Consider the following 21,406-nt stretch of genomic DNA (forward strand, 5'->3'; position numbering starts at 1 on the left):
TTTTGTACTTTCGTGTTACTGTAAGGAAGGAAAATGGAACAAAAACGAAAAGGAGAAAACGATGAGAGAATCCCTATTATTATTTAATTTTAAAGATAAAAAACAGCTCAAAGGTATCCAGATGACTGCCTTCCTCCTAAAGATGAAAGTGCGTATGATCGAGGAAAAAGATTTTCTCATGCCGCTTGGGTATCTGGCCGGTGTGGAGGGAATAGAGCCTTCCGATACAGTATTTACAGGAATTGCCCCGGAAAAAGAGGTTATGGTATTTGCAGGTGTCTCGGATGCAAAACTTCAGAGAATGCTTGCGGAGATGAGGAAAAACGGGATACGGAAAGTGGACTATAAAGCGGTGCTCACACCGACGAATATCCATTGGAATGTGATGGAACTTTACGAGGAGCTGGCAAAAGAACATACAGCTATGCAAAGAAGAGAAAATGTCCATGAAGACGGACAGCCGGAGGCGTAAAGATGAAGTTTGAAAGAGTTCATAAGGCTTCCTTCCTGAGCCGCCCAAACAGGTTTATTGCCTACGTAAAAGGACTCTGTGAAGATCCGGAACAAACGGAGACCGTCCATGTGAAAAATACTGGCAGATGTGCGGAACTCCTCATACCAGGAGCTGAGGTGTACGTACAAAAGACGGATAATCCGTCCAGAAAAACAAAATGGGATCTGATTGCGGTAAAAAAGGATGGACAGATCATCAATATGGACTCCCAGGTTCCGAACAAGGCAGTCAAAGAATGGCTTGAGGAAGGAAATTTTATTCCTGGCATCACAAAGATACGCCCAGAATACACGTATGGAAGTTCCCGTATCGATCTCTATGTCGAGGCAGAAGAACGCAGGATTTTGATGGAAATAAAAGGAGTCACGCTGAAAGAAGGAAGACTTGCCAAATTTCCCGACGCACCGAGCGAGCGCGCTGTCCGTCATATGGAAGAGCTCATGCATGCTGTGGAAGAAGGATATGAAGCATATGCCTTTTTTGTTATCCAGATGAAAGGTGTGGATCAGATGATGCCCAATGTGGAAACACATCCGGAATTTGCCGATGTGCTGTGCAAAGCAAGGGAAAAGGGCGTGCATCTGGCTGCTTATGATTGTATTGTCTTTGAGGATGAGATACGTATAGACAAGGAAATCCCGGTCGTCCTTCCGGGGGATGAGAAGGGGGGAGAAAAAAATAATGGGGAGGATCCGATCTCGATCCTCAGCAAACTTCCGGATCCGCTGATCCGTTGGTTCCGTGGACATAAGAGAGACCTTCCGTGGAGAAATGAGCCAAGTGCATATCATGTGTGGGTGTCGGAGATCATGCTTCAGCAGACACGGGTTGAGGCAGTAAAGCCATTCTATGCCCGTTTTCTGGAAGCCTTTCCGACAATCCGCGACCTTGCTGAGGCACAGGAGGAAAAGCTGTTGAAATTGTGGGAAGGACTTGGCTATTACAACCGTGTGCGGAACATGCAGAAGGCGGCAAGACAGATCATGGAAATGTACGGCGGGGAGATCCCGGCAGATTATGAAAAAATCATTTCTCTTACCGGGATCGGCAGCTACACGGCCGGAGCCATCAGCTCCTTTGCCTTTGGTATTCCAAAGCCGGCGGTGGACGGAAACGTTCTGAGAGTTTTATCCCGCATTTTGGCCGATGACGCTGACATTGCCAAAGCATCAGTAAAGAAGAGAGCAGAGGAATGGATTGAAGCTGTGATACCGGAAGGAGAAGCCAATGACTTTAACCAGGGTCTTATTGAGCTGGGGGCCATCGTGTGCGTCCCAAACGGGGAGCCAAAGTGCAGCGAGTGTCCGGCAAGAGATTTTTGTCTTGCCCATCAGCATGGTATGGAAATGTCTCTCCCGGTCAAGAAAAAAGCAAAGGCCCGCAGAATCGAGGAAAAGACAATTCTGATCTTTAAGGATGGGGACAATATTGCTCTTTGTAAACGCCCGAAAAAAGGACTGTTGGCAGGACTTTTTGAATTTCCAAATCTGGAAGGATTTAAAACGATGGAAGAAGTGGCGCAGTACAGCCGTCAGATTGGGCTTTCGCCCCTTCGGATCGAGTCTCTGCCGGAGGCAAAACATATTTTCAGTCATGTGGAATGGCATATGAAAGGGTTTGCAGTGAGAGTGGATGAACTGGAAAAGTCTTGTACGGAGGATATGCTTTTTGTACATCCGGAGGAAATTCAGAGGACATACGCTATTCCAGCCGCCTTTGAGACTTACACAAGGGCCGTAAATGTTCTTTTGGGACAGGAAAAATATGAAAAAATAGAGAATACAAATAAATGAGAGAATACATGCCAATTATCAATTAGTCCATTTTGGCCGGAAATGTTACGATAGTAGACAGAGATTTATGATAAGTATACGTGACAACAGGAGGAAGAAAATGGAACTGATAAAAGAGCTGCCGGAAGTATTTGAAGAATTTGCCGAACAGAGGCAGAAAGCATTTCTCGATATCAAAAAACTGAAAGATGCAGGGATCCCGATTGTCGGAGTATTTTGTACCTATTTCCCTCAGGAGATCGCGATGGCTATGGGAGCTGCGACTGTCAGCCTGTGCTCCACATCGGACGAGACGATTCCTGCAGCGGAAAAAGATCTGCCGAAGAATCTTTGCCCTCTGATCAAATCCAGCTATGGATTTGCATCCACCCAGAAATGCCCGTTCTTTTACTTTTCTGATCTCGTAGTTGGGGAGACGACTTGTGACGGAAAGAAAAAAATGTATGAGTATCTGAAGCAGTTTAAAGATGTATTTACGATGGAGCTGCCGAATAGACAGACGGAAGAGGGACTCCGCCTCTGGAAAAAGGAAATTGTGCGTTTTAAAGAGTATCTGGAAGAGAAATTCGATGTGACGATCACAGAAGAGCAGGTAAGGAACGCGGTTCATATCCAGAATGAAGGCAGAAAAGCACTGAAACGTCTCTATGAGACAATGAAGCTTGATCCGGCGCCGATAACAGGAATGGAATTATTCAAAGTATTGTATGGAAGTACATTTAAGGTAGACCGTTCTGTAATTCCGGGCGAGGTAAATGAAATCGTAGACAAGATCGAGAAAGAATATGCAGAAGGAAAGATGCAGGAGAGAAAGCCGCGTATCCTTGTGACAGGATGTCCGATCGGAGGAGCAACAGAGAAAGTGATCAAGGCTATCGAGGATAACGGTGGTATTGTTGTGACATATGAAAACTGTTCCGGTGCAAAATCTATTGATAAGCTGGTGGATGAAGATACGGACGATATCTATGAAGCGATCGCAAAAAGATATCTGAATATCGGGTGCTCCATTATGACACCGAACCCGAATAGGCTTGAGCTTCTCGGAAGGCTGATAGATGAATATCAGGTGGACGGTGTCGTGGAGATGATCCTTCAGGCATGCCATACATACAATGTGGAGACGCTTGGAATCAGAAGATTCGTAAATGAAGAAAAAGGTAAACCGTATATCAGTGTCGAGACAGATTACTCACAGGGAGACATCGGACAGCTCAACACAAGAATCGCAGCTTTTATTGAAATGCTTTAAGCCTATATACAGGAAGAACGAAAAAGGATGAAATCCAGATCACGGATTTCATCCTTTTATTGGCTGACTTGAAAGATCAGCAGCTTTTCGGCTTTCTCTCATATAAACGACCGGATAAAGAATGGTGGCCATACATCCCGCCGCAAGCACATCAACTACGGAATGCTGTTTCAGGAACATAGTAGCCAGAATGATGAATATGCCAAGAGCCAGTGACCCATAGCGAATCCACTTTTTGCTGTAAAGCTGGCTGTTGTGACAGATGGCGACGCAGACTCCGATAGAATTAAACACGTGGATACTCGGAAGTACATTTGTCGGGGTATCGGTCTTGTACAGTGCTTTTACCATATCGACAAAAATATTATCTCTGGCAAAATGTGTCGGGCGGAGATCCTGACCATTTGGAAAAATGGTTGATATGATAAGGAAAATGGTCATCCCCGTAAAAAGAAAAGCCGCCATCTTGTAAAAACCAGATGTATCGTACAAAAAGAACCACAAAAAGGTTACGGCAATGAAAGCAAACCATAAAAGATAAGGAATGATGAAATATTCACAGAATGGAATATAGTCATCCAAAGCAGTATGGATCACATGGTAGTCTTTCGTCACATGCTTTTCAAGATAAAGAAACCATGGCATATAAATAAGAATATAGGAAAGTACCCATATGTGTTTGTATCGATGTAAAAATTGTTTCCAGTTGTTCTTTGCAGTCATGTAAGTCTCCTCAATTACCATTGTAACTTTGTTTTAGTCAATGCTGATCGTTGTCTCAGCCTGTTTCCCGTCGGAGGCAAAAGACTCGGATACTTGCAGTGTGATATCTGATCTGTCGATCAGACGAAAAGAGGTACAGACACGGACGCTGTCCCCTTTCTTGATTTCTTTGGATTCATTTTCCGTCAGCTTTTCATGCGGAACAAGCGTAGATTCCAAAGTAGTGCTGTCCTGCATTGCCTTGAAAGTAACTGCCACCGATGGCACGAGAGGTTCCTCCCCCTTGTTTGTAATAGTATAGTAGACAAGCAGGGAATCCATACCTTCGTAATCTTCCGCGATGTCTGTTTTTTCATAGATGGCAGTAAAATTGTCGGTCACAAGACGCAGCGTATTTTTAGAGCCAAATGTCTCTTTCACTACAAATTTTTGAGCTGCAAATACCCCACCGCCTGCGAGGGCAAGCAGGAGAACAAGGATCAGGATCCGCAGTGCGACGTGGATCTTCTTTGCACAGCAGAGGCAGAAGATCATGAAAACGCCGAAAGCTGCGGTTGCGTAGATCAATATTTTAACGATCAGAGAAGACCCTGGAAGGAATGCACTTCCGGCTGAACCTCCGATAAAAAACAGCGCAGGAAGTAAAAAGGCTGTGATGCTGTTTTTGGCCTGCATGCCAAGAGTGATGATTCCGCCGATAAGCAGGCATACAGCAAGCAGCATAGAGGCGGTTCCGGTCAGATCCTGTGTATGAATAAATGTGACCACATTTCCAGAAGAAAAGGCAACATAGCCAAGGTAAACAGCTCCGAGGAGCGAAAGAATACCTATGAGCAGGCGGAAACCGCGGCAGGACGCTTCTTCGTCATCAAAACTTCCAGGGCCTTCCGTATCGTTTTCTTCTTTTGGCAGTGGAGTGTGATCCTCTTTTATATTCAGCAATGCTTCGTAATTTTCCCGCATTTCTTTCTCGCGTTTTTGACGTATATGTTCCGGAGGAATGTTGGAGTAGACGGTTCCTCCTGGTTCCTTGTCCGCAATAGGTTGTTCCAATGTTTCCGGAATCTCCTGTTCGTCGGAGGATTCGTTATTTTTTGCGGAGGATTTTGCATATTCAAACCTTGCAAGGGTTTCCTGGCTAAATTTTTTTTTGCAGGAATCGCAAAGATAGTAGCCAGGCGTCTTCTTGCTTTCCCGTAGTTCACTGTTGCATTTTGGACACTTCATTTCTATTCTCCCCTTTTCATTCGTATGTCCTTTAAATGACGAAGTTTTGCTGCATGTTTTCGTCATATTAAGATGTGGGGGCAAAAGCAGCTGTAACTGTCGTCATATTTTTTGCTCCTCATATCATCTTAACAGTATATCACATTTCCGTTAAAAGAAATGAAAGATTTTATGAATATTTCAAGATATTATGATTTTCAGCCTCTTTTTTTCCATAGAAACACAAAGATGTCGCTGGAGGAAGATTGGTTCTCCGTCGGTATGTACGGGAAGAGTACGGGTCGTGGTAATTTCTGCCGTCTTACAGCGAAACGTCCGAATTCCACGAAAACGTGTGTGGAGGCCTGCGAAGGCAAAAGGAAGGACAGACAGTAATCTTAAAGGAGAAAATCCGGAGACTACAATAATGTCCAGATATCCATCATTCGGCTTTGCTGCCGGACAGAACTTCAGTCCTCCTCCTTCAAAAGGATGGTTCATGACGGTCACAAACCAACCTTTTCGGAAAACCACGGGATTCTGTCTATCCAGCCGCAGGGTAATATCGGCGGGAATGGTAAGGAAAAGCCGGTGGAGTGCGATGAGAGAGTAGGTAAATTTCCCAAGCCGGATTTTGTTAAGCCATATCTTGAAACGGGATACGACTGCCTCATGACAGATGCCGGCATCAAACCCGATGCCCGAGCTCACAGCAAATCTTCGTTTTTTATTCTGGTAGGAAATACAGCCCACATCCATGTAGGAGTAGTCAGAAGGAGAAAGGATGATTTCAAGTGCCTTGAGCGGATCGGAGGGAATCTTAAAACTCCTTGCAAAGTCATTGCTGGAACCAGTAGGAATATATCCGAGCGTGACTTTGGAGAGATCCCGGATTCCGTTTATCACTTCATTGACAGTTCCATCTCCGCCGAGGACGACAAGGGTATGGTAAGTGTGATCAGAAGTAAGCTTTTCGGTATACTCCCAGGCATGTTTCTGATATTGCGTAAAGAAAACAGTATAGTCAATCTTGCGTTTTTGGAGCTCCGGTTCGATTTGCGCCCAAAGGGAGAGACCTAGACCAGAGCGGGAGTTTGGGTTGACGATGAAATGGTACATAATCCGATCTCCTTTGTTGGTTTCTATCCATCATTATATGAAAAAAGGAGCCGGATATCAAGATTCGATATCCGGCTCCAAAGAGGAAAATTATCTGTCTTGTTTTGGCATTTCCCAAGCATTGTGATCTGTATGGAGGAGCATGTGGGCTTTGTGTGAGAGCGGACGCTCCATGTAATCCGCATACAGTTTCAATACGTCTTGATTTTCATGGGAGAACCGAAGCGGCATATTTCTGTCCAGGAAGTACAGATTCTGTCCGCGTTCGTAAGCCAGCTCTTCTCCATCGTGGATGATCTGGCCTCCGCCTCCGACACATCCGCCAGGGCAAGCCATGACTTCTACAAAGTCATAATGCACTTCTCCGCGTTCGATCTGGGAGATGAGCCGTCTTGTATTTCCAAGGCCACTTACAACAGCCGCTTTTACGACAGCATCGCCAATCTGGATCTCAGCGGATTTCACGCCTTTTCCGTCGTTTCGGACTGCCTGGAATGCATTTGGATCCGGATTTTTTCCGGTTACCAGATAGTAGGCGGAACGAAGTGCAGCCTCCATTACCCCGCCTGTTACGCCGAAAATAACTCCGGCTCCGGTGTATTCTTTCATCAGACGGTCAAATTCGCGGTCTTCCAATGAAGATGCCGGGATATGTGCAGAGCGGATCATACGGGTCAGTTCCCTTGTTGTAAGCACCACATCTGTGTCGTGACCGGCATATTCTTCATAGAACAGCTCCATATTGCTTTCGCCTTTTTTGGCCACACAAGGCATGATAGATACCGTGAAAATATTTTCCGGATCCACACCGATAGACTCTGCGAAATAAGTCTTCATGACAGCGCCAAACATCTGCTGAGGTGATTTGGCGGTCGAAAGCTGAGGCACAAGGTGCGGATACTGGGATTTGATAAAACGGATCCAGCCCGGGCAGCAGGAAGTAAACATCGGGCGTACCTTTGTCTCGCCCTTTGTAAAGCGTTCCAAAAATTCGTTTCCTTCCTCCATGATGGTAAGGTCGGCGGAAAAGCTTGTGTCAAACACATAGTCCACACCAAGTCTGTGGAGTGCGTCTGCGATTTTTCCAACCGTGGCTTCTTCCCTGGAAAGACCAAGTGCCTCGCCCCATGCGGTACGGACTGCCGGAGCGATCTGCGCTACCGTCACTTTTTTCTTGTCTGCGATGGCTTCCCAGACTTTTTCTGTATCGTCCCGTTCACGCAGGGCGCCTACCGGACAGTGAGTAATACACTGGCCACAGAGAGAGCAGTCGGACTGTTCGATCTTGCGTCCTCTGGAGACATTGACGGTGGAGCGTGCCCCTGTTCCCTCGAGATCCCAGATATTCAGACTCTGTACTTTGTCACAGATCTGGATGCAGCGCATACATTTGATACATTTTGCGGAATCCCGGATCAGCGGGAAATCTTTATTCCAAGGCTGGCGTTCAAGCCGTTCCTGGAACGGAAGTTCAAGGATATTCAGATCATTGGCGATTTTCTGAAGAGAACAGTTTCCGCTTCTCACACACGTCGCACATTTGCAGTCGTGCTGGGAGAGGATGAGCTGTACTGTGTTTCTTCTGTCAGCACGCACTTTCGGACTGTTTGTATAGAGGACCATACCTTCCTGCACCGTATTGTTGCAGGATGTTATGAGCTTTTCTTTGCCCTCCATTTCCACCACGCAGACACGGCAGGCAGCAATCTCGTTGATCCCTTTCAGATAACATAATTTAGGAATGGCGATCCCGTTTTGGGATGCCGCCTCCATGATCGTCGTACCTTCCGGCACGGAAATTGGTTTATTGTCAATTGTAAGATTTACCATACTTTTTCGCGACCTCCTTTAAATATTCCAAAACCAAAGTGGTCGCAGCGCAGACAGCGGTTTGCTTCCTGCTTTGCTTCCGGGCATGTCATACAGTTTTCGATACCATCAAAATCGTGGATTCGTTCACATGCCTCGCGTTCAGTAAGCTCGACACGTCCGCAAGGCATACGGTCATCCAGATTCGGTTCCGGAATCTCCACATCACATGCGATTTCATGGTGGAATCCAAGATATTCATCAATATTGGCGGCTACAACTTTGGCAGCAGCAATCGCACGGATCACAGTAGCAGGACCTGTCGCACAGTCTCCGCCTGCAAATACGCCTGGAATGTTGTTGAATCCTCCGAATTTTTCGGCCATGATCTTGCCGCGCTCTACAGGAACGCCGGCCTTTTCAAAATGCTCTGTTTCGATATTCTGCCCAATGGCAACGATCAGCGTAGTACATGGAACAAATTCATCCGGGAGTCCAGATGGTTTTACGCTGGCACGCCCGCCTTTGATGCTGCTGATCATCTGAGGAGTGACATAGATTCCTTTAATATGTCCGTTTTCGTCTGTCTCAATGCGGGATGGCGCTCTCAGAGTGCGGATTTCCACACCTTCGGCTGCTGCGCCCTCAATTTCTGCCGGAAGAGCTGTCATATCAGCGACGCGCCGACGGTACAGAATGCTTACCTTTTTTGCACCAAGGCGGATAGCAGAACGAACTGCATCCATGGATACATTTCCGCCGCCGATGATGGCCACTTCCTGACCCGTCAGATCAGGGTTGATTCCTTTTCCGACATCTCTCAGGAAATGGACAGCGGACATGACACCATCTGCATCTTCGCCTTCGATGCCGAGTTTTTTGTCTGTGCTTGCACCGATAGTGATCAGCACAGCGTCATACTGTGCGCGCAGTTCCTGGATCGTGATGTCTTTTCCGATGCGGAGGCCGTATTTAACTTCCACTCCGGTGGCGAGAATTGCCTCGATATCCTGGTCGAGACGTTCTTTCGGAAGACGGTAATTTGGGATACCATAACGAAGCATACCGCCAAGTCCAGGCAGCATCTCGTATACGGTTACCTGATGACCCATCAGCTGCAGGTAATATGCTGCACTCAGACCGCCCGGACCGCCGCCTACAACGGCAACTTTTTTTCCGGTAGACGGCGCGCAAGGCGGAGGAGGTACTTTCCCCGCATAGTCGGCTGCCATACGTTTTAATCCGCGGATATTGACAGCGTCATCTACCATATTGCGGCGGCATCTGGCCTCGCAAGGATGTTCGCAGATAAATCCGCATGTTGTCGGGAATGGGTTATCCTTTCGGATCAGGCGGATGGCATCCGCATACCTTCCCTCGCGTACAAGGGCGATATATCCCGGGATATCTACGTGTGCAGGACACAGAGCGACACAAGGAACAGGCTGGTTATATGTACAGGTACAACGTCCGTTTTTGATATGTTCCTCATAATCTTCCCGATATCCGATCAATCCCTTATACACCATATTAGCGGCTTCGTATCCAATAGCGCAGTCGGCCGTTTCCATAATAGATAAGGCAGTGCGTTCCATCAGATCCAGAGTTTCCATTGTCGCCTTTCCGTTGAGAACATCTGTAATAAGATGTTTTAACTGAAGCAGGCCAATACGGCATGGCACACATTTTCCGCATGTCTGTGCATGACAAAGTTCAAGAAATGCCCGTGAAATATCAACAGGGCAAAGTCCCGGCGGGCTTGCTTCAATTCTACGCTCCAAGTCTTTGTAAAGCCCCTCGACGACCAGCTGAGCCTTGCTTGGGGTAGGAAGTTCAAGTCTGCTCATATTCTTTTCACCTCACAAATGAATTTACGAACTCGTAGTAAACTAATTGTAACGCATTCGGACACAATACACAACAAAAGTTAAAAAATAAACGATGAAATTGTCGAGTATGTATAAAGGGGTGGGCAAAAAAACAAGTAGAAAAAGATTCAAATACATAGAAAATAATGATAAGTAAAATGATATATCACGATTACTGATTTGCAGAAAGAAGAGAGAAGAGATATAATAAAAACACAAAAGGCAGCGAGCTGTCAATAATAGACAAAAACCTTCTAAAATGCAAAAGCCTTTCAGCGTTCGCTCACTGAAAGGTTTTTTCATGTCTTCATTAATTAAGATATATTATTGGATGACACTGTCCAGGTATTTTCCAAGAGAACGCTCCATATTTCCGGCAAAATCTGTTTTTCCGTTTCTTAAACACCATTCAAACACATTTCCGATGACAAGCATACGGATATCGGTCGAGATTTCTTCCAGTGTAAGAGAGATCTTTATTGTTCCAGCTTTTAATGCTTTTTCGAGGTAAGTAGTTACGGTTACGATCGGATAAGGGCGTTTTGTACGGCTTACCGGATTCAGAGCCTGGTTTTTTGGAGTGTAGTAGTTCGCCATAAATGGGACCCCGAGCTCTTCACAGTATTTAACATAGTTGAGATAAACAAGAATCACGGTGCGTTTTGCATCATCTGCATTTTGGGGTATTTCAGAATAATCAGTGGAAACAGAAGGCTGCTCTTCTATATAGTAAGAAAGAAGATCGTCTTTCGTTTTAAAATGATGGTAAAAACTTCCATTTGAGACACCGGCTTCTTCGCAGATATTTTTGATGGAAAGTGCATCATATCCTTTTTTTTTCAAAATTTCTTTTGCAGCGCGGAAAATACGTTCTTTCGTTTCCTGAGACTTTTGCTGTTGTTTGGACAGTTTCTGCTGTGTGTGTTCAGACATTTCCATACACCCTCCTTTTTCAAAAAACTATAACACAGAAAAACAAGGATTTCAAGAAAAAACAGAGCAAACTCTGTTTTTCGTTGATTGCACGGATACTGCCTATCGATTATAATAAGACAAGAAGTTACCGAGGAAAGGAAATGCAAGATGGATATCATACAAAAAATTACAGACGAACTGCAGGTAAAAAAATGGCAGGTAGATGCTGCTGTAAAACTGATCGATGAAGGCAACACGATACCGTTTATTGCGAGATACAGAAAAGAAGCGACAGGAACGTTAAACGATGAACAGCTGAGAAAGCTTAGCGAGCGACTTGTCTATCTTAGAAATCTGGAAGAGAAGAAAGCGCAGGTTATCGCAAGCATAGAAGAACAAGGCAAGATGACCGAAGAATTGAAAGCACAGATTCTGGCGGCACAGACACAGGTGCTGGTAGATGATCTGTACCGTCCATACAGACCAAAGAGGAGGACAAGGGCTACCATTGCCAAAGAAAAGGGACTGGAGCCTCTCGCATCCATTTTGATGCTTCAGAAATTGAGAGAGCCGGCCGAGAAAGCGGCGGAAGTCTATGTTTCGGATGAAAAAGGGGTTGGGTCTGCGAAGGAAGCTTTGGATGGAGCCAAGGACATTATTGCGGAGATGATTTCCGACGAGGCGGACTACCGAACTCACATCCGAAATCTGACATACAAAAAAGGAAAAGTGATCTCTGCCGCAAAGGATGAAAAGCAGGAATCCGTATACGAAATGTACTATGAGTTTGAGGAACCGGTCTCAAAACTTGCAGGCCACAGAATTCTTGCACTGAACAGAGGGGAAAAAGAAAAGTTTTTGACAGTAAAGATAGAAGCTCCGGAAGAAGAAATCATCCGGTATCTGGAGAAAAAAATACTTCGCGGGGAGAACGAGTTTATAAATCCTCTTTTAAAGGAGACTATTGCAGATAGTTATGGAAGGCTGATCGCTCCGGCCATCGAGCGGGAGATCCGGAATGAACTGACGGAGAAGGCGGAAGACGGAGCTATACAGGTGTTTGGGAAAAATCTTACACAGCTTCTCATGCAGCCGCCTATAGCCGGGCATGTCGTTCTTGGATGGGATCCGGCATTTCGAACGGGATGTAAGCTTGCGGTGGTAGATCCTACCGGAAAAGTGCTTGGGACGACCGTCATCTATCCGACGGCTCCGACGACACCGGCTAAGATCAAGGCGTCAAAAGATCTTCTGAAAAAGATCATCCCGAAATACCATATTACGCTGATTTCCCTTGGAAACGGAACCGCATCCAGAGAGTCAGAACAGTTCATAGTGGAACTTCTGAAGGAAATACCGGAAGAGCATGTCCAGTACGTCATTGTAAATGAAGCCGGCGCATCTGTATATTCCGCAAGTAAACTGGCGGCTGAGGAGTTTCCGAAATTTGATGTAGGTCAAAGAAGTGCCGCTTCCATTGCAAGAAGACTTCAGGATCCGCTGGCCGAACTTGTAAAGATCGATCCGAAATCCATCGGTGTGGGACAATACCAGCATGATATGAATCAGAAGAAGCTGAGCGAAGCTCTTTCCGGCGTCGTGGAGGACTGCGTAAACAGGGTGGGAGTTGACCTGAATACAGCCTCTGCACCGCTTCTTTCCTACATATCCGGAATTTCGGCTTCCATTGCAAAGAACATTGTTGCATACCGCGAAGAAAATGGCCGCTTTACCAACAGAAGACAGCTTTTGAAAGTGCCGAAACTGGGGCCGAAAGCTTTTGAGCAATGTGCCGGATTTATGAGGATCCAGGGAGGAGACGATCCACTGGATGCCACAAGCGTTCATCCGGAATCTTATGAGGTGGCTAAAAAGCTGTTGAAGAGCCAGGGGTTTGCACCGGAAGATCTCAAGACAGGGAAACTTACCGCTCTTTCCGGGCACATCACGGATTACAAGAAAATGGCGCAGGAGCTCGGCACAGGGGAGATCACGCTGCGGGATATCGTAAATGAGCTGGAAAAACCGGGAAGAGACCCGAGAGAGGAAATGCCAAAACCAATCCTAAGGACGGACGTTTTGGAAATGAAAGATCTCAAAGAAGGGATGGTACTAAAAGGAACCGTTCGAAACGTCATTGATTTCGGCGTTTTTGTGGACATTGGCGTGCATCAGGATGGGCTTGTTCACATCTCAGAGATAACAGATAAGAAGTTTATCAAACATCCTCTGGAGGCAGTAAGTGTGGGGGATATTGTGGATGTGAAAGTTTTGAGTGTGGATATGAAAAGAAAGCGGATACAGCTTACCATGAAAGGTATCTGAGAAGTGAATTTTAGAAAAGGTCTTGAAAATATGAACAGCTGGTTTTATAATAGAAGGCAGGAAAAAATTCTTCGGGGTAGGGTGTAAGTCCCAACCGGCGGTAAAAGTCCGCGACCCGCTTCGGCGGCTGATCCGGTGTGATTCCGGAACCGACAGTACAGTCTGGATGAGAGAAGAAAATATGTGAAAGAAGGACGAAAGTGTCTTAATGTTTACAGCCCCGGATATGTTTTGTATCCGGGGTCTTTTGCATGTTTCCCATTCCCTTGCAGGGAGAGAAGAGTTTCTTTTCCAAGAAAGCAATAAAAGGAGAGAAGAAACAATGGACAACACAAGTATGAATGGCACAAGAAATGAAGGAGTCAAAAGAAACAACACTGTAAAAGTAAAGTTTATGGTCGTATCGGCCATGTTGGGGGCGGTATCGGTCATACTGATGCTGTTTGAGTTCCCGCTTCCGTTCGCGCCGGGTTTTTATAAGCTGGACATAAGCGAAGTGCCGGTGCTGATCGGGACGTTTGCTATGGGGCCGTTGGCGGGTGCGGTAACGGAGCTTATCAAGATCCTTCTGAATTTTGTCATCAACGGAACAACGACAGGTGGAGTGGGTGAGTTTGCCAACTTTTTGATCGGATGCAGTTTCTGTGTTCCGGCCGGAATCATCTATCAGAGGATGCGGACGAAAAAGGGGGCGTGCATCGCGCTGGCTTCAGGGACAGTGATCATGACGGTGATCGGCTGTGTGATCAATGCATATATCCTTCTCCCGACTTACGCGGCAGTCTTCGGAATGCCGATAGACTCCCTGATTGCTATGGGAAGCGCAGTAAATCCGGCGATTGACGGGATTTGGACATTTATCCTTTTGGCAGTGATGCCGTTCAATCTTCTGAAAGGAGTAATTGTCTCTGTAATCCTTCTTCTGGTGTATAAGAAGATCAGCCCTATCCTTCACAAAAAGATTGGCTAGAAAAAAGCAGGCCTTCGGCGTCTTTTCCAGATGCCGGAGGCCTGTTCTGGTCTGCCTATTATTTCAAACTGTGTATTGTAACAATTCCCAGGATGCGTTATAATTTCAATATTCGGAAAGATGGAGGTATAGATTGAAAAATGAAAGTTGGATTTGAAGTAAAGATGAGTAAAGAGATTCTCTTTGAATTTCTGATCTATCATACTTATCGGGGAATAAAAGGAATTCTGCTTCTTGCAGTTGGGGTTATCTGTTGGATTGCAGCCATTGTAAGCTTTATCCTCGGACAGACAACGTGGGGCTTGGTTCTTGTATTTATCTTCGTATTCTGTCTTCTGATCATCCCGATCATTTTGTGGTTTAGTGCAAGAGAGCAGATGCAGATGAGCAGCGTTTATCGGATGCCGATACAGTATAGTCTTGAAAAAGATGGTCTGGAAGTAGTAAGCGGCGAAAAGAAGAAACTGTTCTCCTGGAAAGATATGAGCAATGTTTTGATCACACCAAATCTGATCGTTTTGTACAGAGGATCGCAGACAGCATTTATTTTCCCGAAGGAAGACATCGGTATCCAGAAAGATTCTTTTATGAAAATCGTGACGAATGTACTCGGGGAACAAAGAATTGAAGATGCTTCAAAAAGGATTTTGCCATTTCGCTTTTCCAGAAAAAATAAGTAGGAAGGAGACAGTATGGTAAAGGAAACCTTGTCTGAAAAAGAAACATATGAACTTGGGGAAATGCTCGGTAAATCTGCCAAACAAGGCGATGTTTTCACGTTGGAAGGAGACCTTGGCGTTGGAAAGACCGTGTTTACGAAAGGGTTGGCAAAAGGGCTTGGAGTCAAAGAAGATGTGAGCAGCCCGACGTTTACGATTGTCCAGGAATACGAGGATGGACGGCTGCCGTTTTACCATTTTGACGTATATCGGATCGGAGACATTGAAGAGATGGATGAGATCGGATATGAGGATTATATTTACGGGGATGGCGTGTGTCTGATCGAGTGGGCCAATCTGATAGAAGAAATCCTGCCAAAGAAGAGAACGGAAGTACGGATCGAGAAAGATCTGGATAAAGGGTTTGATTACAGGAAAATCACGATAAATAAATTGGAGGAATAGACATGTCAAAAATTATTTTAACAGGCGACAGACCGACAGGACGGCTGCACGTAGGGCATTATGTCGGTTCGCTGAAGAGGAGAGTAGAGCTTCAGAATTCTGGGGAATACGATGATATTTTTATCATGATCGCGGATGCGCAGGCGCTGACAGACAATGCAGACAATCCGGAAAAGGTACGGCAGAATATCATAGAGGTCGCGCTGGATTATCTGGCGTGCGGTCTTGATCCGGAAAAATCCACACTGCTGATCCAGTCTCAGATACCTGAATTGTGCGAGCTTTCTTTTTACTATATGAATCTGGTCACAGTTTCCAGACTCCAGAGAAATCCTACCGTGAAATCGGAAATCCAGATGAGAAATTTCGAGGCAAGTATTCCGGTTGGATTTTTTACCTACCCGATCAGCCAGGCGGCAGATATCACTGCATTTAAGGCTACAACGGTCCCGGTAGGGGAAGATCAGCTCCCGATGCTGGAACAGACAAAGGAGATCGTACGGAAATTTAATTCCGTGTACGGGGACACACTTGTAGAACCAGAGATCCTTCTGCCGAAAAATCAGGCATGTCTAAGGCTCCCTGGAACGGATGGAAAGGCGAAGATGAGCAAATCACTGAATAACTGTATTTATCTTTCCGACAGTGCGGATGAAGTAAAGAAGAAGGTTATGAGCATGTTTACGGATCCGAATCATCTGAAAGTGTCTGATCCTGGACGGGTGGAAGGAAATCCGGTGTTTACTTATCTCGATGCATTCTGTCAGGAACATCATTTTGAGGAATTCCTCCCGGAATATGCAAACCTCGACGAACTGAAAGCGCACTATACAAGAGGCGGACTTGGAGATGTGAAAGTAAAACGCTTCCTGAACGAAGTGATCCAGCAAGAATTGGAACCGATCCGTACAAGAAGAAAAGAGTTTGCAAAAGATATTCCGGCCATCTATGACATCCTCAGAAAGGGAAGCGAGAAGGCTGAGGAAGTGGCAGCCAGAACACTGGCGGAAGTAAAGGCTTCCATGAAGATCAATTATTTTGACGATGAAGAACTGATCCGTTCTCAGTCAGAGCGGTTTAGATAAGAGAGGGACGAAGAAGATGCGTATTTTAGCAATGGATAGTTCCGGACTTACCGCAAGTATCGCGGTGGTGGAGGAAGAACAGATACTCTGTGAGTATACAATGAATTACAAAAAAACGCATTCCCAGACCCTCCTTCCGATGCTGGATGATGCGGTCAGGATGACGGGACTCTCCCTGGATTCCATCGACGCCATTGCGGTGGCAGGAGGACCGGGCTCTTTTACAGGGCTTCGGATCGGGTCTGCCACAGCAAAAGGGCTTGGACTTGCGCTTGATAAGCCGCTTATCCATATCCCGACTGTGGATGCCATGGCATACCGGCTTTACGGTTTCGGCGGATTGATCTGCCCTATTATGGATGCCAGAAGAAACCAGGTGTACACAGGAGTGTACCGTTTCGAGAATTCCTTTGAGATTGTCGAGCGCCAGATGGCAGAAGATATCGTAAAACTTGCCGAACTTTTAAATTCGTATGGGGAAAAGGTTGTATTCCTCGGAGATGGAGTGCCGGTATACAAAGAGAAGATCCGGGAGTGTGTGACAGTCCCGTTTTCTTTTGCGCCGCCTCATTTGAACAGGCAGAGCGCTGCTGCAGTAGGAGCTTTGGGGCTCGTCTACGCAAAAGAAGGAAAACTGGAAAATGCAAGAGACCACCAGCCGGACTACCTGAGAGTATCGCAGGCTGAAAGAGAGCGGATGGAAAGGGAAAAGGGGCGCGAAGAATGATCGTGCGCAGAGCAAGAGAAGAGGACGCAGCGTATATTGCGGAGCTGGAAAAAGAAATCTTTTCAGATGCGTGGAGCGAGGAAGGGATCCTTGAGAGTATGACAAAGGGAAATGCGTGGATTTATGTCGCACATGCAGAAGAAAATTCCCGACTGCTGGCATACGTGATTTTCTATCCGGTGTTGGACGAAGGAGAGATTGCGCGGATTGCCTGCGCGGAAAAAGCGCGGAGACAAGGGGTTTCCAGCCGGATCCTTCAGGTGCTTGAGAAGGAAAGTGCGGAAAAAGGGATTTGGCTTTGGCATTTGGATGTGCGCGAGAGCAACGAAGGCGCGAGGGCCTTTTACATAAGGCACGGGTTTGTGCAGGACGGAATTCGAAAAGCATACTATGATCATCCAAGAGAGGATGCCGTGCTCATGACGCGTAAACTGGAAACCCTTTCCGCTGTACATGGCAAAAATCAGTAGATATAATAAAGGCGTAACAAAGGAAAAAACTCATCGGAGGAGATTGTATGCGCCAGTATCAGTATCATTTGAAAGAAGAAAGAAAAACAGAAAAAATTTTTTGCAACCAGTGCGGAAAAGAAATTATCGTAAAAAATGAAATGCCGCAGGAAGATATCCTTACCGTTGAAAAACGATGGGGATATTTTTCCGAGAAAGACAACGAGGTGCATCGGTTTGATCTGTGCGAATCATGTTATGACAAGCTGATTGCACAGTTTGTGATACCTGTAGAGAAAGAGAACGGGTAATGTCGGTGTAACAGGGCGGCATTTTTTGAAATCTGAAAGTTAGGAGAAGAGAAATGCTGGATGTATGTTTACTGGGTACAGGCGGCATGATGCCGCTTCCGTACAGATGGCTCACATCGCTGATGATGCGGTACAATGGGAGCAGCATCCTGATCGACTGCGGCGAAGGCACACAGATTGCCATTAAGGAAAAAGGATGGAGCTTCAAACCGATTGACGTCATCTGTTTTACCCACTATCACGGGGATCATATAAGCGGACTTCCGGGGCTTTTGCTCACAATGGGAAATGCCGACAGGAAGGAGCCCCTCACTTTGATCGGGCCGAAAGGACTCGAAAGAGTAGTCAATGCTCTGCGTGTTATCGCGCAGGAGCTTCCGTTTGAATTGAAATTTATGGAGATCACAGAGCCGGTACAGACATTCGAGATGGATGGATACCGGCTAAGAGCATTTAAAGTCAATCACAACGTAATCTGCTACGGGTATACTATCGAGATCGACCGAGCAGGAAAATTCGACGTGGAGCGCGCAAGGCAGCAGGAAATACCGCAGCGTCTCTGGAGATTTCTGCAAAAAGGAGAAACCATGGAAGAAGACGGAAAAATTTATACACCGGACATGGTGCTTGGCCCCCCGCGCAAGGGAATCAAGCTTACGTACTGCACAGATACAAGGCCGACGAAATCTATTGCAGAAAATGCAGTCGGATCCGACCTCTTCATCTGCGAAGGCATGTACGGGGAGCCGGATAAAGCAAAAAAAGCGGTAGAATACAAACACATGACATTTTACGAAGCTGCCAGACTTGCGAAAGAGGCAGATGTCCAGGAAATGTGGCTTACACATTACAGCCCGTCTCTGACAAGACCGGAAGAATATATGGATGAGGTGCGGAAGATCTTTCCGGGGGCGAAGGCCGGCAAAGATAGAATGAGTGTAGAACTGTATTTCCCGGAATCATGATCGGAGGTAAAGGTTGAAAATGAATGAAGCAAAAGATATAACGATACTGGCGATAGAAAGTTCCTGTGATGAGACGTCCGCTGCAGTAGTAAGAAACGGAAGGGAAGTCCTGTCAAATGTGATTTCATCCCAGATCGATCTCCATAAACTGTATGGAGGAGTTGTGCCGGAGATTGCATCAAGAAAACATATCGAGAAGATCAATCAAGTCATTGAGGAGGCACTAAAAGAGGCAAAATATACACTGGATGACATCGATGCCATCGCCGTCACTTATGGGCCGGGACTTGTTGGGGCCCTTCTTGTCGGGGTAGCTGAGGCCAAAGCCATCGCCTACGCAAAAAAACTCCCGCTGATCGGTGTACATCATATTGAAGGGCATATTTCAGCCAATTACATTGAAAATAAAGAGCTGGAGCCTCCGTTCTTATGTCTGGTTGTGTCCGGTGGGCATACCCATTTGGTATGTGTGGAAGATTATGGGAAATATCAGATCCTTGGCAAAACAAAAGATGATGCGGCTGGAGAAGCATTCGACAAAGTGGCAAGAGCTATCGGTCTTGGATACCCGGGAGGACCAAAGATTGACAAACTTTCAAAAGAGGGGAATTCGGATGCGATTGCTTTTCCACGCGCGCATGTGGGAGATTCCGTGTACGATTTTAGTTTCAGCGGAGTTAAATCTGCAGTTTTGAATTATATCAATGGATGCAAAATGAAGGGGCAAGAGTATAATACGGCTGATATAGCAGCATCCTTCCAGAAGGCAGTGACAGATGTTCTCGTGGATCATGCCATGAAGGGCGTGGAGAATTATGGACTTAAAAAACTTGCGATTGCAGGAGGTGTGGCATCCAATTCGAGTCTGCGCATGGCGATGAAGCAGGCGTGTGAGGAACGTGAGATCGAATTCTACTACCCATCGCCAATTCTCTGTACAGATAATGCGGCAATGATCGGAGCAGCGGCGTACTATGACTATCTAAACGGGATCAGAAGCGGATGGGATCTGAATGCAGTACCTAATCTGAAACTGGGAGAACGGTAAAGAACAGAGATATCTGGAGAAAAAGGCGGAACAGTCATGAAGAAAAAATGTATAGCGATTATCCTGGCAGCGGGCCAAGGGACAAGGATGGGGACAAAGACAAGAAAGCAATATCTGAAAATCGCAGGAAAACCGATCCTTTATTATGCGGTGGAAGTGTTTGATAAGTCAGAACTGATCGATGAAATCATTCTTGTGACAGGGGCAGGAGAGATAGAGTATGTCCGCGAGACGATTGTGCAGGAGTATGGATTTGAGAAAATATCCAGGATTGTGGAAGGCGGAAAGGAACGCTACGATTCGGTATGGAATGCTTTGAAAACGATAGAACAGTCGGAGGAAGATGACGCGATCGTCTTCATCCATGATGGAGCACGCCCGTTTCCGGATGAGCAGATTTTGGAACGTACATACGAAGAGGCTGTCAAAAAAGGGGCTTGCGTGGCCGGGATGCCTGTAAAAGATACGATTAAGATAGTAGATAAGAACAGAGCGGCAACGGAAACACCGGACAGAAGGACGCTGTGGATCGTGCAGACTCCCCAAGTGTTCCAAAGCAGACTCATTATCGAAGCGTACAGAAAAATGATGAGATCTCCTCATGAAAATGTGACAGATGACGCCATGGCAGTGGAACGGATGACAGGCAATCCTGTATTTCTTGTGGAAGGTTCCTACGAGAATATCAAAGTCACAACACCGGAAGACTTAAAAATTGCCGAAATCTTTGCGGCTTCCCGAAACAAAATCTCAAGGTAGCGACCAAAAAAGAGCGACAGTTTTAGGACATTTGAAAAAAAAAGAAAAAAATCAAAAAAATGTTGACAAGCACATGTGGTTCTGTTAAAATACATATTGTTCGCTGCGCGGACGAAATGAATAGAGTGTATGGAGAGGTATCGAAGTGGTCATAACGAGGCGGTCTTGAAAACCGTTTGTCCGAGAGGGCGCGTGGGTTCGAATCCCACCCTCTCCGTTTTGCTCAAACAAACAGGCTTTGGAGAAATACCCAAGAGGCTGAAGGGGCTCCCCTGGAAAGGGAGTAGGTCGTTAATAGCGGCGCGAGGGTTCAAATCCCTCTTTCTCCGTTTGTTGTTTCGGAAAAGTCGAAAAAACTTGAAAAAGTTCTTGACAAAACGAAATAACAATGATAAAATAACAAAGCTTCAACAAGGAGCGACATCACAAAGCTTGAAAAAAGTC

20 protein-coding genes, 2 tRNA genes and 1 riboswitch are annotated in these 21,406 nt (G+C 46.0%); of the genes, 16 read left to right on the top strand and 6 right to left on the bottom strand.

Going from position 1 to position 21,406, the window contains the following annotated elements:
- Positions 1–61 precede the first annotated feature (61 nt).
- The 3 genes from FLB61_RS07290 (at position 62) to FLB61_RS07300 (ending at position 3,559) form a co-directional block, all read left to right on the top strand.
- Complete coding sequence (locus FLB61_RS07290; protein ID WP_221919773.1) at positions 62–472, top strand: DUF3783 domain-containing protein; 411 nt, start codon at positions 62–64, stop codon at positions 470–472.
- Positions 473–474: 2 nt separating this feature from the next.
- Positions 475–2,307, top strand: a complete 1,833-nt coding sequence (mutY, locus tag FLB61_RS07295) for an A/G-specific adenine glycosylase (protein ID WP_221919774.1) — start codon at positions 475–477, stop codon at positions 2,305–2,307.
- Between the two features lie 100 nt (positions 2,308–2,407).
- Positions 2,408–3,559 (top strand): double-cubane-cluster-containing anaerobic reductase, encoded by a 1,152-nt coding sequence (locus FLB61_RS07300; RefSeq protein ID WP_087203298.1) that lies wholly within the window; start codon positions 2,408–2,410, stop codon positions 3,557–3,559.
- A gap of 48 nt (positions 3,560–3,607) precedes the next feature.
- Here FLB61_RS07300 and FLB61_RS07305 read toward each other — a convergent pair whose 3' ends face one another.
- From FLB61_RS07305 to FLB61_RS07330, 6 genes are all read right to left on the bottom strand, one after another.
- Positions 3,608–4,282 (bottom strand): phosphatase PAP2 family protein, encoded by a 675-nt coding sequence (locus FLB61_RS07305; protein ID WP_221919775.1) that lies wholly within the window; start codon positions 4,280–4,282, stop codon positions 3,608–3,610.
- A gap of 33 nt (positions 4,283–4,315) precedes the next feature.
- Positions 4,316–5,509, bottom strand: a complete 1,194-nt coding sequence (locus FLB61_RS07310) for a DUF5067 domain-containing protein (RefSeq protein WP_221919776.1) — start codon at positions 5,507–5,509, stop codon at positions 4,316–4,318.
- Positions 5,510–5,689: 180 nt separating this feature from the next.
- Complete coding sequence (locus FLB61_RS07315; protein WP_221919777.1) at positions 5,690–6,607, bottom strand: diacylglycerol/lipid kinase family protein; 918 nt, start codon at positions 6,605–6,607, stop codon at positions 5,690–5,692.
- A gap of 90 nt (positions 6,608–6,697) precedes the next feature.
- A complete protein-coding gene (locus FLB61_RS07320; protein ID WP_221919778.1) occupies positions 6,698–8,437 on the bottom strand; it encodes a [FeFe] hydrogenase, group A in 1,740 nt (579 codons plus the stop codon).
- On the bottom strand, positions 8,431–10,263 hold the full coding sequence (locus tag FLB61_RS07325; protein WP_221919779.1) for an NAD(P)-binding protein: 1,833 nt from the start codon (positions 10,261–10,263) through the stop codon (positions 8,431–8,433). The genes FLB61_RS07320 and FLB61_RS07325 overlap by 7 nt, the downstream gene beginning before the upstream one ends.
- A 345-nt stretch (positions 10,264–10,608) precedes the next feature.
- The gene (locus tag FLB61_RS07330) at positions 10,609–11,217 is read right to left on the bottom strand and encodes a TetR/AcrR family transcriptional regulator (RefSeq protein ID WP_087209972.1); all 609 of its coding nucleotides are present in this window, start codon (positions 11,215–11,217) and stop codon (positions 10,609–10,611) included.
- A 150-nt stretch (positions 11,218–11,367) separates the two neighbouring features.
- On the opposite strand from FLB61_RS07330, the gene FLB61_RS07335 reads away from it, so the two are divergent.
- From FLB61_RS07335 to FLB61_RS07395, 13 genes are all read left to right on the top strand, one after another.
- Positions 11,368–13,524 (top strand): Tex family protein, encoded by a 2,157-nt coding sequence (locus FLB61_RS07335; RefSeq protein WP_087203304.1) that lies wholly within the window; start codon positions 11,368–11,370, stop codon positions 13,522–13,524.
- A 63-nt stretch (positions 13,525–13,587) separates the two neighbouring features.
- A riboswitch (FMN riboswitch) is annotated at positions 13,588–13,706 on the top strand.
- 140 nt (positions 13,707–13,846) lie between these two features.
- Positions 13,847–14,494: an ECF transporter S component gene (locus tag FLB61_RS07340; RefSeq protein ID WP_330625525.1), complete on the top strand. Its 648-nt coding sequence runs from the start codon at positions 13,847–13,849 to the stop codon at positions 14,492–14,494.
- Between the two features lie 140 nt (positions 14,495–14,634).
- The gene (locus FLB61_RS07345) at positions 14,635–15,174 is read left to right on the top strand and encodes a YcxB family protein (protein ID WP_087203305.1); all 540 of its coding nucleotides are present in this window, start codon (positions 14,635–14,637) and stop codon (positions 15,172–15,174) included.
- Between the two features lie 12 nt (positions 15,175–15,186).
- Positions 15,187–15,618 carry a tRNA (adenosine(37)-N6)-threonylcarbamoyltransferase complex ATPase subunit type 1 TsaE gene (gene tsaE, locus FLB61_RS07350; protein ID WP_087203306.1) on the top strand — a complete coding sequence of 144 codons (432 nt, stop codon included), beginning with the start codon at positions 15,187–15,189 and terminating at the stop codon, positions 15,616–15,618.
- 2 nt (positions 15,619–15,620) lie between these two features.
- Positions 15,621–16,703 (top strand): tryptophan--tRNA ligase, encoded by a 1,083-nt coding sequence (gene trpS / locus FLB61_RS07355; RefSeq protein WP_087209767.1) that lies wholly within the window; start codon positions 15,621–15,623, stop codon positions 16,701–16,703.
- A 16-nt stretch (positions 16,704–16,719) separates the two neighbouring features.
- Entirely contained in the window at positions 16,720–17,430 is a 711-nt protein-coding gene (gene tsaB, locus FLB61_RS07360) for a tRNA (adenosine(37)-N6)-threonylcarbamoyltransferase complex dimerization subunit type 1 TsaB (RefSeq protein ID WP_087209764.1), read from the top strand.
- Entirely contained in the window at positions 17,427–17,900 is a 474-nt protein-coding gene (gene rimI, locus FLB61_RS07365) for a ribosomal protein S18-alanine N-acetyltransferase (RefSeq protein ID WP_087203309.1), read from the top strand. Before tsaB ends, rimI begins: the two co-directional genes overlap by 4 nt.
- A gap of 47 nt (positions 17,901–17,947) precedes the next feature.
- Positions 17,948–18,190, top strand: coding sequence for a hypothetical protein (locus tag FLB61_RS07370; protein ID WP_087203310.1), 243 nt, complete (start codon positions 17,948–17,950; stop codon positions 18,188–18,190).
- A gap of 53 nt (positions 18,191–18,243) precedes the next feature.
- On the top strand, positions 18,244–19,155 hold the full coding sequence (locus FLB61_RS07375) for a ribonuclease Z (protein WP_087203311.1): 912 nt from the start codon (positions 18,244–18,246) through the stop codon (positions 19,153–19,155).
- 19 nt (positions 19,156–19,174) lie between these two features.
- A complete protein-coding gene (gene tsaD, locus FLB61_RS07380; protein WP_221919780.1) occupies positions 19,175–20,203 on the top strand; it encodes a tRNA (adenosine(37)-N6)-threonylcarbamoyltransferase complex transferase subunit TsaD in 1,029 nt (342 codons plus the stop codon).
- 36 nt (positions 20,204–20,239) lie between these two features.
- Positions 20,240–20,962: a 2-C-methyl-D-erythritol 4-phosphate cytidylyltransferase gene (ispD, locus tag FLB61_RS07385; protein ID WP_087203313.1), complete on the top strand. Its 723-nt coding sequence runs from the start codon at positions 20,240–20,242 to the stop codon at positions 20,960–20,962.
- A 131-nt stretch (positions 20,963–21,093) separates the two neighbouring features.
- Positions 21,094–21,179, top strand: a tRNA-Ser gene (locus FLB61_RS07390).
- A 23-nt stretch (positions 21,180–21,202) separates the two neighbouring features.
- A tRNA-Ser gene (locus tag FLB61_RS07395) sits at positions 21,203–21,291 on the top strand.
- Positions 21,292–21,406: the final 115 nt, after the last annotated feature.

This window comes from Sellimonas caecigallum, assembly GCF_019754295.1.
GTDB lineage: Bacteria > Bacillota > Clostridia > Lachnospirales > Lachnospiraceae > Sellimonas > Sellimonas caecigallum.

Bases quoted from the DNA above. Each gene is read 5' to 3' on its own strand.
- FLB61_RS07290 (WP_221919773.1), top strand. From the start codon at position 62: ATGAGAGAATCCCTATTATTATTTAATTTTAAAGATAAAAAACAGCTC.
- mutY (WP_221919774.1), top strand. From the start codon at position 475: ATGAAGTTTGAAAGAGTTCATAAGGCTTCCTTCCTGAGCCGCCCAAAC.
- FLB61_RS07300 (WP_087203298.1), top strand. From the start codon at position 2,408: ATGGAACTGATAAAAGAGCTGCCGGAAGTATTTGAAGAATTTGCCGAA.
- FLB61_RS07305 (WP_221919775.1), bottom strand. From the start codon at position 4,282: ATGACTGCAAAGAACAACTGGAAACAATTTTTACATCGATACAAACAC.
- FLB61_RS07310 (WP_221919776.1), bottom strand. From the start codon at position 5,509: ATGAAGTGTCCAAAATGCAACAGTGAACTACGGGAAAGCAAGAAGACG.
- FLB61_RS07315 (WP_221919777.1), bottom strand. From the start codon at position 6,607: ATGTACCATTTCATCGTCAACCCAAACTCCCGCTCTGGTCTAGGTCTC.
- FLB61_RS07320 (WP_221919778.1), bottom strand. From the start codon at position 8,437: ATGGTAAATCTTACAATTGACAATAAACCAATTTCCGTGCCGGAAGGT.
- FLB61_RS07325 (WP_221919779.1), bottom strand. From the start codon at position 10,263: ATGAGCAGACTTGAACTTCCTACCCCAAGCAAGGCTCAGCTGGTCGTC.
- FLB61_RS07330 (WP_087209972.1), bottom strand. From the start codon at position 11,217: ATGTCTGAACACACACAGCAGAAACTGTCCAAACAACAGCAAAAGTCT.
- FLB61_RS07335 (WP_087203304.1), top strand. From the start codon at position 11,368: ATGGATATCATACAAAAAATTACAGACGAACTGCAGGTAAAAAAATGG.
- FLB61_RS07340 (WP_330625525.1), top strand. From the start codon at position 13,847: ATGGACAACACAAGTATGAATGGCACAAGAAATGAAGGAGTCAAAAGA.
- FLB61_RS07345 (WP_087203305.1), top strand. From the start codon at position 14,635: ATGAAAGTTGGATTTGAAGTAAAGATGAGTAAAGAGATTCTCTTTGAA.
- tsaE (WP_087203306.1), top strand. From the start codon at position 15,187: ATGGTAAAGGAAACCTTGTCTGAAAAAGAAACATATGAACTTGGGGAA.
- trpS (WP_087209767.1), top strand. From the start codon at position 15,621: ATGTCAAAAATTATTTTAACAGGCGACAGACCGACAGGACGGCTGCAC.
- tsaB (WP_087209764.1), top strand. From the start codon at position 16,720: ATGCGTATTTTAGCAATGGATAGTTCCGGACTTACCGCAAGTATCGCG.
- rimI (WP_087203309.1), top strand. From the start codon at position 17,427: ATGATCGTGCGCAGAGCAAGAGAAGAGGACGCAGCGTATATTGCGGAG.
- FLB61_RS07370 (WP_087203310.1), top strand. From the start codon at position 17,948: ATGCGCCAGTATCAGTATCATTTGAAAGAAGAAAGAAAAACAGAAAAA.
- FLB61_RS07375 (WP_087203311.1), top strand. From the start codon at position 18,244: ATGCTGGATGTATGTTTACTGGGTACAGGCGGCATGATGCCGCTTCCG.
- tsaD (WP_221919780.1), top strand. From the start codon at position 19,175: ATGAATGAAGCAAAAGATATAACGATACTGGCGATAGAAAGTTCCTGT.
- ispD (WP_087203313.1), top strand. From the start codon at position 20,240: ATGAAGAAAAAATGTATAGCGATTATCCTGGCAGCGGGCCAAGGGACA.